Source organism: Flavobacterium sp. CF136 (assembly GCF_000282055.1).
In the GTDB taxonomy this organism is placed as follows: domain Bacteria; phylum Bacteroidota; class Bacteroidia; order Flavobacteriales; family Flavobacteriaceae; genus Flavobacterium.
Window position 1 is genome coordinate 1 of record NZ_AKJZ01000102.1, and the last position, 15,995, is coordinate 15,995.

The 15,995-nt window shown below is 37.1% G+C and carries 9 protein-coding genes, 2 tRNA genes and 3 rRNA genes; 4 read left to right on the forward strand and 10 right to left on the reverse strand.

Going from position 1 to position 15,995, the window contains the following annotated elements:
* Positions 1-146 precede the first annotated feature (146 nt).
* Positions 147-1,595 (forward strand): glyceraldehyde-3-phosphate dehydrogenase, encoded by a 1,449-nt coding sequence (locus tag PMI10_RS19815; RefSeq protein ID WP_007811086.1) that lies wholly within the window; start codon positions 147-149, stop codon positions 1,593-1,595.
* Between the two features lie 63 nt (positions 1,596-1,658).
* Here the strand turns inward: PMI10_RS19815 and PMI10_RS19820 are convergent, their stop codons facing one another.
* Positions 1,659-2,117 carry an Lrp/AsnC family transcriptional regulator gene (locus tag PMI10_RS19820; protein ID WP_007811088.1) on the reverse strand — a complete coding sequence of 153 codons (459 nt, stop codon included), beginning with the start codon at positions 2,115-2,117 and terminating at the stop codon, positions 1,659-1,661.
* Between the two features lie 200 nt (positions 2,118-2,317).
* Here PMI10_RS19820 and ald point away from each other — a divergent pair, with 200 nt between their 5' ends.
* Positions 2,318-3,436, forward strand: coding sequence for an alanine dehydrogenase (gene ald, locus PMI10_RS19825; protein WP_007811091.1), 1,119 nt, complete (start codon positions 2,318-2,320; stop codon positions 3,434-3,436).
* A gap of 136 nt (positions 3,437-3,572) precedes the next feature.
* Here ald and pafA read toward each other — a convergent pair whose 3' ends face one another.
* The 8 genes from pafA to PMI10_RS19865 all read right to left on the reverse strand — a co-directional run bounded on the left by pafA (position 3,573) and on the right by PMI10_RS19865 (position 13,846).
* Positions 3,573-5,189, reverse strand: coding sequence for an alkaline phosphatase PafA (gene pafA, locus PMI10_RS19830; RefSeq protein WP_007811093.1), 1,617 nt, complete (start codon positions 5,187-5,189; stop codon positions 3,573-3,575).
* A 445-nt stretch (positions 5,190-5,634) separates the two neighbouring features.
* Positions 5,635-5,744 (reverse strand): 5S ribosomal RNA (gene rrf, locus PMI10_RS19835).
* 154 nt (positions 5,745-5,898) lie between these two features.
* Positions 5,899-8,782: ribosomal RNA gene (locus PMI10_RS19840) — 23S ribosomal RNA — on the reverse strand.
* Positions 8,783-8,985: 203 nt separating this feature from the next.
* Positions 8,986-9,059 (reverse strand) — tRNA-Ala (locus PMI10_RS19845).
* A 158-nt stretch (positions 9,060-9,217) separates the two neighbouring features.
* Positions 9,218-9,291 (reverse strand) — tRNA-Ile (locus PMI10_RS19850).
* Positions 9,292-9,412: 121 nt separating this feature from the next.
* A 16S ribosomal RNA gene (locus tag PMI10_RS19855) occupies positions 9,413-10,926 on the reverse strand.
* The 16S, 23S and 5S rRNA genes sit together here with 2 tRNA genes alongside, the layout of an rRNA operon.
* 1,070 nt (positions 10,927-11,996) lie before the next feature.
* Complete coding sequence (locus PMI10_RS19860; protein ID WP_007811097.1) at positions 11,997-13,232, reverse strand: ABC transporter permease; 1,236 nt, start codon at positions 13,230-13,232, stop codon at positions 11,997-11,999.
* A 119-nt stretch (positions 13,233-13,351) separates the two neighbouring features.
* Positions 13,352-13,846: a YkgJ family cysteine cluster protein gene (locus PMI10_RS19865; RefSeq protein ID WP_007811099.1), complete on the reverse strand. Its 495-nt coding sequence runs from the start codon at positions 13,844-13,846 to the stop codon at positions 13,352-13,354.
* Between the two features lie 74 nt (positions 13,847-13,920).
* On the opposite strand from PMI10_RS19865, the gene PMI10_RS19870 reads away from it, so the two are divergent.
* Both PMI10_RS19870 and PMI10_RS19875 read left to right on the forward strand, forming a co-directional pair.
* Positions 13,921-14,628 (forward strand): class I SAM-dependent methyltransferase, encoded by a 708-nt coding sequence (locus PMI10_RS19870; RefSeq protein ID WP_007811100.1) that lies wholly within the window; start codon positions 13,921-13,923, stop codon positions 14,626-14,628.
* 17 nt (positions 14,629-14,645) lie between these two features.
* Positions 14,646-15,191 (forward strand): YfiT family bacillithiol transferase, encoded by a 546-nt coding sequence (locus PMI10_RS19875; protein WP_007811103.1) that lies wholly within the window; start codon positions 14,646-14,648, stop codon positions 15,189-15,191.
* Positions 15,192-15,277: 86 nt separating this feature from the next.
* On the opposite strand, the gene PMI10_RS19880 is transcribed toward PMI10_RS19875, so the two are convergent.
* The gene (locus tag PMI10_RS19880) at positions 15,278-15,910 is read right to left on the reverse strand and encodes a 7-carboxy-7-deazaguanine synthase QueE (protein WP_007811106.1); all 633 of its coding nucleotides are present in this window, start codon (positions 15,908-15,910) and stop codon (positions 15,278-15,280) included.
* Between the last annotated feature and the right edge of the window lie 85 nt (positions 15,911-15,995).

The window sequence follows — 15,995 nt, forward strand, 5'->3', positions numbered from 1 at the left end:
TAAACTTTTGGGTGCAGTCTATTCTAAGATGGCTTTTTTATTTTAAAAAATAAATTACAAAATAGCCTACGAAATCGATTGAAATATATACTTTTGCCAAAAATTTTAAAATAAGTGAGCGTTTTATTATTTCAATTTAATCAATTATGAGCAAAAAAACTTTGTACCAAAAAGAAGTATCAATTCAAGTCGACCGAAGAAGAGCCGGTGTCGAATTAATTAAAATTATAAGCGATTTATGGTATGACAAATCGATCGAAATGGTTTTATTTAGAAATCAATTGTTAGATAAAAATGTCAGCGATATTATCAATTTACATCAATATGCAGGTGAGTTTGTTGGTAAGCCTATCTCCATTTTTGATTCGGTCGAAATTGCAAAAGTCATTTTGTCTTTAGATCTTCCACCCGCAAAATTAGATCTCGGCAAACTAACGTATGAGTATGGTTTAGATGATGAAAAATATCCTGACGCCAGATATTTTGTAATCGAAAAGTTAAAAAAGGCTAAAGCCTCAGAAGAAATTCAGCCAAAAGATGTTGTTTTATATGGCTTTGGAAGAATTGGACGTTTATTAGCCAGAGAATTAATGTCTAAAACCGGAAAAGGAAACCAATTGCGTCTTAGAGCCATCGTTCTTCGGGATAAAAATGATATTTCCAGTTTAGAGAAAAGAGCTTCTTTATTACGTTATGATTCTATTCATGGAGATTTTCAAGGTTCTGTATCTGCAGATCCAAAAAATAGTGCCTTAATTATAAATGGAACTACAGTTCATATTATCACTGCAAATTCTCCCGAAGAAATAGACTATACAGAATTTGGAATCAGTGATTCACTCGTAATTGACAATACGGGGGCTTTTACAACTGAAGAAGCTTTAAAACGACATTTGAAGTCAAAAGGTGTGAGTAAAGTTTTATTGACAGCACCAGGAAAAGGTGTTCCTAATATTGTACATGGTGTAAATCATACTGAATTTAATCCTGACGAAATAAATATTTTTTCAGCTGCCTCTTGTACTACGAATGCGATAACACCAATTTTAAAAGTCATAGAAGACACTCTGGGAATTACAAAAGGTCATCTGGAAACTATTCATGCCTATACCAACGACCAGAATTTAGTTGACAATATGCACAAAAAATACCGTCGTGGCAGAGCAGCAGCGCTAAATATGGTTATTACAGAAACCGGTGCCGGAAATGCAGCAGCAAAAGCATTACCATCGTTAGAAGGAAAACTAACCTCGAATGCAATTCGGGTCCCTGTTCCAAATGGCTCGTTGGTTATTTTGAATCTGGAAATAAAAAAGACAACTTCTATTGCTGCCATCAATAAAATTATAAAAAAATATGCTCTTGAAGGCGAATTGGTAGAGCAAATAAAATATTCTTTGAATAATGAATTGGTTTCTTCAGATATTGTAGGGACTTCAGCTCCATCAATTTATGACAGTAATGCAACAATTGTTTCAAAAGACGGGAAAAATATTGTGCTTTATATTTGGTATGACAACGAATATGGCTATAGTCATCAAGTGATTCGTTTGGCCAAATACATTGCCAAAGTAAGACGTTTTACTTATTATTAATTTACAACCAAAAAACCAATTTTCTTTAAACCATCAAGTTCTCTTGGTGGTTTTTTGTTTTAATTAAATAGGTAAAACCGTTGTGCTTTTTACTTCAGAAATTACAAAAACAGTATTGATTAAAGAAACTTCAGGTAAGACCGATAATTTCTTTTGATGGAAATGATGATAGCTCTCCATGTCCGGAATGATGATTTTGAGCATGTAATCAAAATTACCAGATACGTAATTACATTCGACCACTTCAGGCAAATCCAAAATTGATTGATTAAATCCTTCAGAAGTATCATAAGTTTGTTTTGTCAAGGTTACCTGGCAATAGACAGTGAGATTATTTCCTAATTTTTTCTTGTTTAAAATCGAAACATATTTTTCAATAACACCCTCTTTTTCAAGTCGTTTAACGCGATCATGGACAGGTGTTAATGATAAATTTATTTTATTAGCAATATCTTTTAGGGTATAGTGAGCATTAACCTGTAAAAGACGTAGGATTTTTTTGTCAATTTCATCTAAAGCCATAATCGAAATGGATTAAATAATTATTAAAATTCAGTCATTTTTTCTTTTTAAAGAAATAAAAGCATTCCGAAAAAGAATATTTTTCTGTAAAAATACTAAATAAAATAATATTTTCTTATTTATCAATCAAATATCAATAATATATTCTCTATCTGTAGATTTGTAAAAGAATTGCAAGAAAAACAAAAAAATATAACAAAATGATAATAGGTGTTCCAAAAGAAATTAAGAATAACGAAAATCGTGTAGCTTTAACCCCTGCCGGTGTTTCTGAAATGAAAAAGCATGGACATGTAGTATATATACAAACAACTGCAGGTTTAGGTAGTGGTTTTAGTGATGACGAATATACACAAGCTGGTGCAACAGTTTTGGCAACTATCGAAGAAGTATATGCTATTGCTGAAATGATCATTAAAGTAAAAGAGCCAATCGCTTCTGAATATGGGTTAATCAAAAAAGATCAATTGCTTTTTACATATTTCCACTTTGCTTCATCAGAAGAATTAACACATGCTATGTTAGAAAGAGGAGCGATATGTTTGGCTTACGAAACAGTTGAAAAAGCTGATCGAAGCTTACCTTTATTAGTACCAATGTCTGAAGTTGCGGGTCGTATGGCTATTCAACAAGGAGCCAAGTATCTTGAAAAACCGCTAAAAGGAAGAGGTATTCTTTTAGGTGGTGTTCCTGGTGTCCCACCAGCAAAAGTTTTAGTTTTAGGTGGAGGAATTGTTGGTACTCAAGCAGCTAAAATGGCGGCAGGTTTAGGAGCTCAGGTAACCATTATGGATTTGAGTTTACCACGTTTACGTCAATTAGATGATATCATGCCTGCAAATGTAAATACAGAAATGTCAAATCATTATAATATCACAAGAGCAATTAAAGACGCCGACTTAATTGTTGGAGCAGTTTTAATTCCGGGAGCAAAAGCACCTCACTTAATTACACGTGATATGCTTAAATTAATGCGTCCGGGAACTGTTGTTGTTGACGTTGCAGTTGATCAGGGAGGTTGTATTGAAACTTGTACTCCTACAACCCATGAAAATCCAACTTTTATCATTGATGACATTGTTCACTACTGCGTGGCCAATATGCCGGGAGCTGTTCCTTATACATCTACTCTGGCTTTAACTAATGCAACTTTACCTTATGCTTTACAATTAGCAAACAAGGGATGGGAAAAAGCATGTGATGAAAATGATGAATTAAAAAAAGGATTGAACGTTGCTAACGGAAAAATCCTTTACAAAGGAGTTGCTGAAGCTTGGAATCTTCCTTTTAACGAAGAATTAGTGTTAGCAAACGCATAGTGCTGACATTAAAATAAGTGCTTACTAAATCACTAAATTTAAGAGGCTTTTCTTAATTGAAAAGTCTTTTTTTATGATATAAAAAAACCTGTCTATAATATTGGCAGGTTTTTATTTTTTTTAGTTCTACTGGAATTTATTTCTCATCCAAAACTTCTTGTAATACTTTGGCCTCTGTTCCATTTGGGAAAGCAACTTTAATTTTTTGAGCTATTGTGGGTGCTATTTCAGTAATAACTTTTTTATCATATGATTCACCCTTTTTTATATGCCATCCATAAAAAATAGCTGGGACATGTGTATCATAACTATATGGTGTTCCGTGTGACGTACCGGTAGTAGTATACTCAATATCTCCAGGTTTATCTATAATTACCATATCTCCGTTTTGAGTAACATCATATCCTTTTGCTACAAAGTTCAAATAGTAATCATTTCCTCCATTAGCTAAGATTTCTTCTTCTGTATAAACTTTCTTAATTTGTGGTTGAGTGATCAAAAATTCTTTAAATGATTGTTTTACCTTAACTAACTCTAAACCTTTATCTTTAATAATCTGTTTATTAAAATAAATATTAAAGTTTGAATAATTCGAAACTAAATCAACACCAAAAGTTTTTGTTGAGAAATCCTGTAAGCTTTGTCTAACGTCTTTTGAAGGATAATTATCTACATTATATTTATGATCTTTTAAATAAATTACATTTTCAGCACCAGCGTGATCTGCGGTTAAGAAAAGTAAGTAATTACTTTTACCAACTGTTTTGTCTAAATAATTTAAAAAATCAGCAATAGTTTGATCTAATCTTAAGTAAGTATCCTGAAGCTCTATAGAACGTGGTCCAAGAAGATGACCAACATAATCTGTAGAAGAAAAACTAACCGTTAAAAAATCAGTAATATTATCTTTACCTAGCTCCTCTTTTTCTATAGCTTTCATAGCAAATTCTGCCAATAAGTCATTCCCATAAGGAGTAGCCCTTAAAATACCAGCATCATTTTTCTCATACATTGTTTTTAAATCATAAGGAAAAACAGGTGCGGTACTCCCATACAACTTTCCCTCATAAAGATTATTATCCGGTAAACTTTCATTATATGTAGCTGCTGGTTTATATAAATCCCAACCTTTATTTATGTAAGCCATATAATGTTTCTCATTATTAAATTGAGAAACCCATTCTGGTAATTTTTCACCATAAAAAGTACTAGAAATAAAAGAACCGGTTTTACTGTACCAAAAAGCCCAATTAGCAAAATGACCTGCTGGCAGAATTGCACCACGATCTTTTAAGCTCATTCCAATTACCTTTCCTGCAAAATTTGTAGCCATTCGTACTTCATCAGTAATTGTAGTCGCTTGCAGATTTTTTGGAGACATCGCGCCTTCTTCAACAGTTCCATCACCAACAGTTTTTACAAAAGCATCATCTGTACAATATACATCTTTACCTAGTGTTCTACTAAACCATTCGTTCCCAACAATTCCATGGGTTGCAGGCGTAGTACCTGTATAAATTGATGCATGTCCTGGAGCTGTATAAGTTGGCATATAATTATAATGCATATTTTGAAAAGTATATCCATTATTCATTAACCTCTTAAAGCCATTTGGTGAAAAATCATCTGAAAATCGATACAAATACTCCATTTTCATTTGATCTATTACAATACCTACCACCAACTTAGGGCGCTGTTGAGCACTTAAATTTGAGATAACAAACAATGTCAACAATACAATATTTTTCTTCATGTTAAATTATATATTTGTTACAAAAATACTGAATCACTTTCAAAAAGGCTAATTCACTATAATTTAAAACCCAAAAACAACTTTAATTTAACAGAAGTATCTAAGTATAATGATAATTAAAGCGTTCTCTATGGGTCGGGCTGTCCACTAATTTTTTTGTTCCGGAATATTAATAGTTAAGTCAGGAGATGTTTCAGGAACTCACAAGAGGATACCGCTTCCATCTTAACATGCTTTTGCGATAAGTAGAAGTATTAGTTTTAGAAAATAACATTAATTGCAAGCTATAAATTCCAAACCATTTTAAACGAAAAAAAACTGTTTTTTTTAAAAGAAAGTCGACGCCCCAATGGAAGCAACCGGGACTTGGCAGGTTTTCGTAAACTGGAAGAAACCTTTTCAAAACGAAAAAACCCTTCATCTGTTGATGAAGGGTTTTTAAAAAGAAAGGCGACGACATACTCTCCCACATAACTGCAGTACCATCTGCGCAGGCGGGCTTAACTACTCTGTTCGGGATGGGAAGAGGTGAGCCCCGCCGCAATAACCACCTTAAGAAGGTATAATTGCTTTGGGCAATTTCTCTTTAATTAACAATTGATAATTATCAATTCATAATTAAAGGCAATATCTTAACATACTGAGATAAAGAAAGGTTTTTATTATTTAGAAAGTTCTCTCCCGATAGCCGAAGCTATCGGGAAAAAGTGTACATAAGCTTACGGATTATTAGTACTACTCGACTATGACATTACTGCCTTTACATCTATAGCCTATCAACGTGGTCATCTTCCACGATCCTTAAAAGAAATCTCATCTTGTGGTGGGTTTCGCGCTTATATGCTTTCAGCGCTTATCCCTTCCAAACGTAGCTACTCTGCGGTGCCCCTGGCGGGACAACAGATACACTAGAGGTTTGTCCAATTCGGTCCTCTCGTACTAGAATCAGATCCACTCAAATTTCTAACGCCCACAGTAGATAGAGACCGAACTGTCTCACGACGTTCTGAACCCAGCTCGCGTGCCACTTTAATGGGCGAACAGCCCAACCCTTGGGACCTTCTCCAGCCCCAGGATGTGACGAGCCGACATCGAGGTGCCAAACCCCCCCGTCGATATGAGCTCTTGGGGGAGATCAGCCTGTTATCCCCGGCGTACCTTTTATCCTTTGAGCGATGGCCCTTCCATGCGGAACCACCGGATCACTATGCTCTACTTTCGTACCTGATCGACCTGTATGTCTCTCAGTCAAGCTCCCTTATGCCATTGCACTCTACGCACGGTTACCAAGCGTACTGAGGGAACCTTTAGAAGCCTCCGTTACTCTTTTGGAGGCGACCACCCCAGTCAAACTACCCACCAAGCAATGTCCCCCACAATATGGGGTTAGGCCTCAGATAAACAAAGGGTTGTATTTCAACAATGACTCCACAACGCCTGGCGACGCCACTTCACAGTCTCCAACCTATCCTACACATCATTTATCCAAGGTCAATACTAAGCTATAGTAAAGGTGCACAGGGTCTTTTCGTCCCACTGCGGGTAAACGGCATCTTCACCGTTACTACAATTTCACCGAGCTCATGGCTGAGACAGTGTCCAGATCGTTACACCATTCGTGCAGGTCGGAACTTACCCGACAAGGAATTTCGCTACCTTAGGACCGTTATAGTTACGGCCGCCGTTTACTGGGGCTTCAATTCAATGCTTCTCCGAAGATAACATCTCCTCTTAACCTTCCAGCACCGGGCAGGTGTCAGGCCCTATACTTCATCTTACGATTTTGCAGAGCCCTGTGTTTTTGATAAACAGTCGCCTGGACCTCTTCACTGCGGCCCCCATTGCTGGGGGCGACCTTTCTCCCGAAGTTACAGGTCTATTTTGCCTAATTCCTTAGCCATGAATCTCTCGAGCACCTTAGGATTCTCTCCTCAACTACCTGTGTCGGTTTACGGTACTGGTACTAATTACCTGAAGTTTAGAGGTTTTTCTTGGAAGCCCTTAGGCGCACTATCTCTTTGTCCGAAGACTCCGAGTACTATCGTATTTCCCCAAGATCTGTGGATTTGCCTGCAGATCTTATAGGTAGGTACTTCAACGAACTATTCCGTCAGTTCGCGGCGCTTTCATCACTCCGTCACCCCATCACAGTAATTAGTAGTACGGGAATATTAACCCGTTAGCCATCGACTGTCCCTTTCGGGTTCGCCTTAGGACCAGACTAACCCACAGCTGATTAGCATAGCTGTGGAAACCTTAGTTTTTCGGTGTGCGGGTTTCTCGCCCGCATTATCGTTACTTATGCCTACATTTTCTTTTCCAGCCAGTCCAGCATACCTTACGATACACCTTCAACCCTGCTGGAATGCTCCCCTACCACTTAGAGTAAACTCTAAATCCATAGCTTCGGTAATACACTTATGCCCGATTATTATCCATGCTCGTCCGCTCGACTAGTGAGCTGTTACGCACTCTTTAAATGAATGGCTGCTTCCAAGCCAACATCCTAGCTGTCTGGGCAGACAAACCTCGTTCTTTCAACTTAGTGTATATTTGGGGACCTTAGCTGATGGTCTGGGTTCTTTCCCTCTCGGACTTGGACCTTAGCACCCAAGCCCTCACTGCTGTGAAACATTATATAGCATTCGGAGTTTGTCAGGAATTGGTAGGCGGTGAAGCCCCCGCATCCAATCAGTAGCTCTACCTCTATATAACTTTATGCACAGCGCTGCACCTAAATGCATTTCGGGGAGTACGAGCTATTTCCGAGTTTGATTGGCCTTTCACCCCTACCCACAGGTCATCCGAAGACTTTTCAACGTCAACCGGTTCGGACCTCCACTGTGTGTTACCACAGCTTCATCCTGCCCATGGGTAGATCACACGGTTTCGCGTCTAACACTACTGACTAAAGCGCCCTATTCAGACTCGCTTTCGCTACGGATCCGTGGCTTAACCACTTAACCTTGCCAGCAACGTTAACTCGTAGGCTCATTATGCAAAAGGCACGCCGTCACCCCACGAAAGGGCTCCGACCGCTTGTAAGCGTATGGTTTCAGGATCTATTTCACTCCGTTATTCACGGTTCTTTTCACCTTTCCCTCACGGTACTGGTTCACTATCGGTCTCTCAGGAGTATTTAGCCTTAGCGGATGGTCCCGCCAAATTCAGACAGGGTTTCACGTGCCCCGCCCTACTCAGGATACCACTATCTATTATACTCGTTACCCATACGGGACTATCACCCTCTATGGTGTCACTTTCCAGTAACTTCCGGTTCCTTGTACATAAAATGTCGTGGTCCTACAACCCCAACATTGCCGTAACAACATTGGTTTGGGCTAATCCGCGTTCGCTCGCCACTACTTACGGAATCACTTTTGTTTTCTTCTCCTCCGCCTACTTAGATGTTTCAGTTCAGCGGGTTTGCCCACCTATCGGTGTACTATGTCTTCAACATAGTGGGTTGCCCCATTCAGGTATTTACGGATCATATCGTGTGTGCCGATCCCCGTAACTTTTCGCAGCTTATCACGCCTTTCATCGCCTCTGAGAGCCAAGGCATCCCCCATACGCCCTTATTTTGCTTATTGTACCAATCTTAAAATCAATTAAGACCGTTTTTTTTGTTTTCTATTATTTGCATTGCTGCTTATAACAAAAAACGCTTTCTACTTTTTATTATTTTCTTATCTCAATATGTCAATGAACTTTTTCTTTAGAGCAAAGAGTAAAGAAAGCAGAGAATAAATCAAATCTATAGTCTTTCTTCTTTATTCTATCTTCTCAAAGATAGTGGAGAATAACGGAGTCGAACCGTTGACCTCCTGCGTGCAAGGCAGGCGCTCTAGCCAGCTGAGCTAATCCCCCTTTTTAATTAAAAATTAAAAATCGTGAATTAAAAATTATGAACTTTTTTGATTCTTAATCTTTCAACTTCTAAAATTTCCTTTTTTTTAAGCTTTTCAGTCTTTTTATTTTTTATTAAATCCATAATTTATAATTATCAATTTATTTTTTTTAAAAAGTAGTCCCGGGCAGACTCGAACTGCCGACCCCTACATTATCAGTGTAGTACTCTAACCAGCTGAGCTACGAGACTCTGTTTTACTTAAAATTTATTATTTGAACTAACAGCAAGAGTAAAATAGTCTTAAAATCAAAACCTTTAAAGCTTCTTCTTTTTTCCTCAGCGTGTGTTACCACTAACACTAAGGCTCTAGAAAGGAGGTGTTCCAGCCGCACCTTCCGGTACGGCTACCTTGTTACGACTTAGCCCTAGTTACCAGTTTTACCCTAGGCAGCTCCTTGCGGTCACCGACTTCAGGCACCCCCAGCTTCCATGGCTTGACGGGCGGTGTGTACAAGGCCCGGGAACGTATTCACCGGATCATGGCTGATATCCGATTACTAGCGATTCCAGCTTCACGGAGTCGAGTTGCAGACTCCGATCCGAACTGTGACCGGTTTTGTAGATTCGCTCCTGGTCGCCCAGTGGCTGCTCTCTGTACCGGCCATTGTAGCACGTGTGTAGCCCAAGGCGTAAGGGCCGTGATGATTTGACGTCATCCCCACCTTCCTCACAGTTTGCACTGGCAGTCTTGTTAGAGTTCCCGACTTGACTCGCTGGCAACTAACAACAGGGGTTGCGCTCGTTATAGGACTTAACCTGACACCTCACGGCACGAGCTGACGACAACCATGCAGCACCTTGTAAATTGTCTTGCGAAAAGTCTGTTTCCAAACCGGTCAATCTACATTTAAGCCTTGGTAAGGTTCCTCGCGTATCATCGAATTAAACCACATGCTCCACCGCTTGTGCGGGCCCCCGTCAATTCCTTTGAGTTTCATTCTTGCGAACGTACTCCCCAGGTGGGATACTTATCACTTTCGCTTAGCCACTGAACTTGCGCCCAACAGCTAGTATCCATCGTTTACGGCGTGGACTACCAGGGTATCTAATCCTGTTCGCTACCCACGCTTTCGTCCATCAGCGTCAATCAATTAGTAGTAACCTGCCTTCGCAATTGGTATTCCATGTAATCTCTAAGCATTTCACCGCTACACTACATATTCTAGTTACTTCCTAATAATTCAAGTCTAACAGTATCAATGGCCGTTCCACCGTTGAGCGATGGGCTTTCACCACTGACTTATTAAACCGCCTACGGACCCTTTAAACCCAATGATTCCGGATAACGCTTGGATCCTCCGTATTACCGCGGCTGCTGGCACGGAGTTAGCCGATCCTTATTCTTACGATACCGTCAAGCTCCGACACGTCGGAGTGTTTCTTCTCGTATAAAAGCAGTTTACAATCCATAGGACCGTCATCCTGCACGCGGCATGGCTGGATCAGGCTTGCGCCCATTGTCCAATATTCCTCACTGCTGCCTCCCGTAGGAGTCTGGTCCGTGTCTCAGTACCAGTGTGGGGGATCTCCCTCTCAGGACCCCTACCCATCGTAGCCTTGGTAAGCCGTTACCTTACCAACTAGCTAATGGGACGCATGCTCATCTTTTACCGTTGTGACTTTAATAGTTCAATCATGCGATTGTACTATACTATGAGGTATTAATCCAAATTTCTCTGGGCTATCCCTCTGTAAAAGGTAGATTGCATACGCGTTACGCACCCGTGCGCCGGTCTCTTAGTCCGAAAACTAATACCCCTCGACTTGCATGTGTTAAGCCTGCCGCTAGCGTTCATCCTGAGCCAGGATCAAACTCTTCATCGTATATTGTTGACCTAATTACTTAGATCGTTTTGTTATTCGAATCAGTCTCTATCGGTTCTTTTTCAATCTCTCGATTATCTTACTCTTTATTCTTTTGTTTTGAAATCTCTTTCAAAACGGCTGTCAATTCAATATGTCTACGAACGTGTATTTCTTTATTTTTGTTACTTTGATTTGTTTCTCAAAGCGGGTGCAAAAGTAGAAAACTTATTTCTAACCGGCAAATGTTTTTTGAAGTTTTTTTTAGAAAAATTTCTTTTCCTTTTCTTCTCCTTATTTACCAATCTATCAATGAACTTTCCAATGTTTTACCTCACTTAACTCTTATCTAAAAAAGTGTTCGGTGAACTTCGTTTGCGGGGTGCAAATGTAACATCCGTTTTCAAATCTCACAAGTTTTTTGAATTATTTCAAAACTTTCGTCTCTCTTAATTCGTGTGCCTGTCAGTATTTCGATGAACGCCTGTCGCTGTTGCGGGTGCAAAAGTAGCACCTTTATTTACATTTACAAGGCTTTTACAAATGTTTTTTTAACCTTTTTTAAAACTTTTTCTTAACACTCTGATAACAGCAAACTTAGCTTTTGATATTTTTTACCGTTTTTAGGAATTTTCTGTAGTGTTTGTGTTTGTCTTAATTCTGCCATGCTCCGAAAGGCCCTTTTTATGGACTTTACATGATAATGCATTCTTTTCTGAGAACTTTACAACAGCCCTCTTGAGCTCTTTTTTAGTAGTTTTTACGGTTTTTTCAGTTTTTTAGCCTCTTGTAATGAAACTTCCAGGGTACAAAACCGGCTTTATAGTGTTTTGTTTTCAAAGATGCAGGGCCGATAAGTTTCTTTGTATCTTTAAATCTTCTCTTGAAAACTACCGCCATAGCCCCGATGGGAGGGAAAATCCTTTTGTGGTGGGGTTCACCACAAAAGATTGGAAGGGACAGCGGGAATAAGCTCCTTTAAACTGATATTATCATTTCCTTTCTTATATATGTATAAACAAAAAACTGACAAATTTAAAAAACAGGTCTGATCAGGAATGGAATTGTAATCTTAATATCTTAAATGAGAATTAATCGAAACGAATGGCTTTAACCGGAGATATTTTGGTTATTATGTAAGAAGGGACCAACAACACGAGGAAACAGACCGTAATGGTTAATAAATTTAACAAAACTACATAAACCCAATTTATATATACCGGTGCCTGATTTACGTAGTAGTTTTCAGGATTGAGCTGAATGATTCCAAAATGTTGTTGAATTAAGAGCAATGATATTCCGATTAAGTTACCCCAAAAGAGTCCTCTTATAATGAGATAGAATGCATTGTAAAGAAATACCTTTCTAACCATCCAATTGTTAGCGCCTAATGCTTTAAGTATTCCTATCATTTGTGTACGCTCTAAAATCAGAACCAATAAGGCTACTATCATATTAATAGTAGCTACTAAAATCATAACTACAAGAATAACGATAATATTAAAATCAAAAAGTTGTAGCCAGTCAAAAATATAACTGTATTTTTCGATTATGGTTTTTGTATCTAAATTAGATGATGTTTGTTCATAGATTTGTTCTCCTGTTTTTTTGATATTATCAAAATCTTTTACAAAAACCTCAAAAGCTCCAACCTGATCGGGGCTCCATTTATTGATTCGTTGAATATGGCGAATATCACCTATTATATAAGTTGCATCAAAATCCTGAAAACCTGAGTTGAAAATCCCTGTTATTCTGAAACGACGACTGTTTGGCATTTTGCCTTTTTCTTCTTTTATAAAAAAGGTATTGAATTTATCTCCAACTTTTAAATTAAGTCGATCAGCAAGAAATCTTGAAATTAAAACTTCTTCATTTAGTCCTTTAGAAAAATCAGGCAATTTGCCTTCAACCAGATATTCCTTTATATTATTCCAATCATAATCCGCACCAACTCCTTTGAAAATAATTCCCTCGAAAGCATTTTCGGTTCTGATAATTCCGGCTTTGCTTGCAATTGCCTGAATGTGGCTTACCTCAGGAACAGATTTAAAATTAGGATAAAAATCCTGTCTTTTAGAAATTGGAACTAACGTTACTTCAGAATTATTGTTATCGTAATTCGAAATAATCACCTGACCATTGAAAGCAGAGACTTTTTCGCGTATTTTTTGCTGCAAACCGATTCCTGTTGCAACTGAAACCAACATCATAATAATACCAATGGCTATGGCCGAAATGGCAATTTTTATAATTGGGGCTGAAATACTGCTTTTAAAATCTTTGGCAGTAATAAGTCGTTTAGCTATAAAATATTCTAGATTCAATTTTCAGTTGTCTTGTTATTAGTAGATAGGCTTTCACCTGAGTCAAAAATACATTTAAAAAAGCAAAAATAATCGTTCCAAAAAACAATTATAATAATTTAAGTCAGCAGAAGTTATTATTATAGTGGAAGCCGCTTCTTCATCTCCTCGACAATATTATAGGCCGCAGGGCAAATTGCAACATTCTTGAGTGTAAGATCTGAAATTTGTTGAAATTTTTTACGATCCGTATGCGGAAATTCTCTGCAGGCTTTTGGACGAACATCATAAATCATACAATAATTCTCATTATCTAAAAAAGTACATGGGACACTTTTTAGCACATAATCTTTATCCTCGTCAATTCGAAGGTATTGCTCTATAAACTGTTGTGGTTTTTGTTTGAAAGATTTCGAAATCCTTTCGATATCAGCCAAAGTAAACAAAGGACCAGTAGTTTTACAGCAATTAGCGCACTCTAAACAATCTGTTTTCCTGAATTCTCTATCATGCAAATCCTGCATAACGTAATCTAAATTTTTAGGCAGTTTCTTTTTAAGCTTATCAAAATACTTTTTGTTTTCGATATGCTTATCTTTGGCTAACTTATTTAAGTTATTTAAAATTTGTTTCAAGTTTAAAATTTAAAGTTGATTTGCAAAATTAAACAACTTTAAACTTGAAACCTTAAACTTTGAACTAAAATACGATGAAAGATCTTTTTGGAAAAGCAATGTATGATTTTCAGACCAATAATTCGCCAGAAAATATTATTACCGAAACCTCTATTTCTGAAGAAGACGAAATGAGTGTTGATTATTTATTTCGTTCTTATAATGAAATGCCAAAAATCGAACAAAAAGCTTTGCAATTAGCTAATGGAAGTGTCCTTGATGTAGGCTGCGGAGCCGGAAGTCATAGTTTATCATTACAGAATGATCGCAATTTAAATGTTACCTCTATCGATATTTCTGAAAAAGCAATAGAAACCTGTAAACTTAGAGGACTGAAAAATGCAAAAGTTCAAAATATATTAGATTTTAAAGGAGAAAAATTCGATACTATTGTATTACTGATGAATGGCGTTGGTATTTTTGGAAAACTAGAAAACTGCAATCAATATCTATCTAAATTGAAATCATTGTTGAATCCTGGCGGGCAAATTTTATTAGATAGTTCTGATATTATTTATATGTTTGACGAAGATGAAGATGGTGGAAAATGGATCCCGTCTAATAATAATTACTACGGAGAACTTGTTTTTAATATTTCATATAAAGGAGAAAAAGAAGAACCTTTTAATTGGTTATATTTAGATTATAACACACTTCAAAACGCAGCTGTTGCTAATGGATTAAAGTGTGAACTTATTTTAGAAGGTGAACATTATGATTATTTAGCGAAACTTTCGATTTAACCTATAATTTTAAATTTATGAATAACTTAGATTTAGAGAAATTAAAATATCCTATTGGAAAATTTATTACTCCATCGGCATATTCTGCAGAATACCTTTCAAGTAAAATTGAAGAAATTACATTATTCCCTGAAAAATTAAAGCAAGAGACAATCTATTTATCAGATGAGCAACTTAACACGCCATATCGCCCAGACGGCTGGACTGTTCGACAAGTGATTCATCATTGTGCAGAAAGTCATATGAACTGTTTTATCAGGATAAAATGGGCATTAACAGAAAACAACCCTGTAATCAAAGCTTATGATGAAACCTTATGGTCTGAATTACCGGATAATCTACAAATGCCAATACAGCCTACTTTAACTTTATTAGAGGGTTTGCATTTTAGATTGGCATTTATAATGAAGAACTTATCCGAAGGTGAGCTTGAAAAAAGTTTCATTCATCCGGAAAATAATTCTGAATATAAAATAAAACAAATTATAGCGACTTATGCCTGGCACGGAAATCATCATTTGGCCCAAATTACAACTCTGAAAAAATATAAAAACTGGAAGTAAACAGAAATTGTATCTTTTTTACTCATTGTGTATTAATTTCATAAAACAAAAAACTCTTCGATTGAAGAGTTTTTTGTTTTATGAAATTAAGGAATATTTAAATATTTATGTGTCTGTAATGAAACACGCCATTTTGGATTATTCATTACGTAATCTACAATTAATGGTGTCATTTCTTCTTTTTTACTCCATTCCGGCTGAAGGAATAAAATTGCATTATTATTTACCAGTTCGGCTTGTTCTTCTGCAAAAATAAAATCATGTTTGTTATGAATAATTACTTTTAACTCATCTGCATTCTCATAAACAGTCTGAGTTGGCAATTTGTTTTTTTTAGGCGAAAGACAAATCCAGTCCCAGGTACCGGATAATGGATAAGCACCAGAAGTTTCAATATGAACTTTTAAATTTTTATCTTTTAGTTGTTGTGTCAACAAACCCATATCCCATGTTAAGGGCTCACCACCAGTGATTACAACAGTATCTGCATAACTTGAAGCATTTTTTACAATCAAGTCAACACTAGTTGGCGGATGTAATTCAGCATTCCAACTTTCCTTCACGTCACACCAGTGACACCCAACATCGCAACCGCCAATTCTTATGAAGTATGCTGCAGTGCCTGTGTGATAACCTTCTCCCTGGATAGTGTAAAATTCTTCCATTAAGGGTAACATTGCACCTTTATTGACTTCTAATTGTATTTCTTTTGATAACATTGTTTTATTTTAAAGTGCAAAGATAGTCATTTAAATACGGAACAAAAAAAACCGACAATTCAAAAGAATTATCGGTTTTTATATC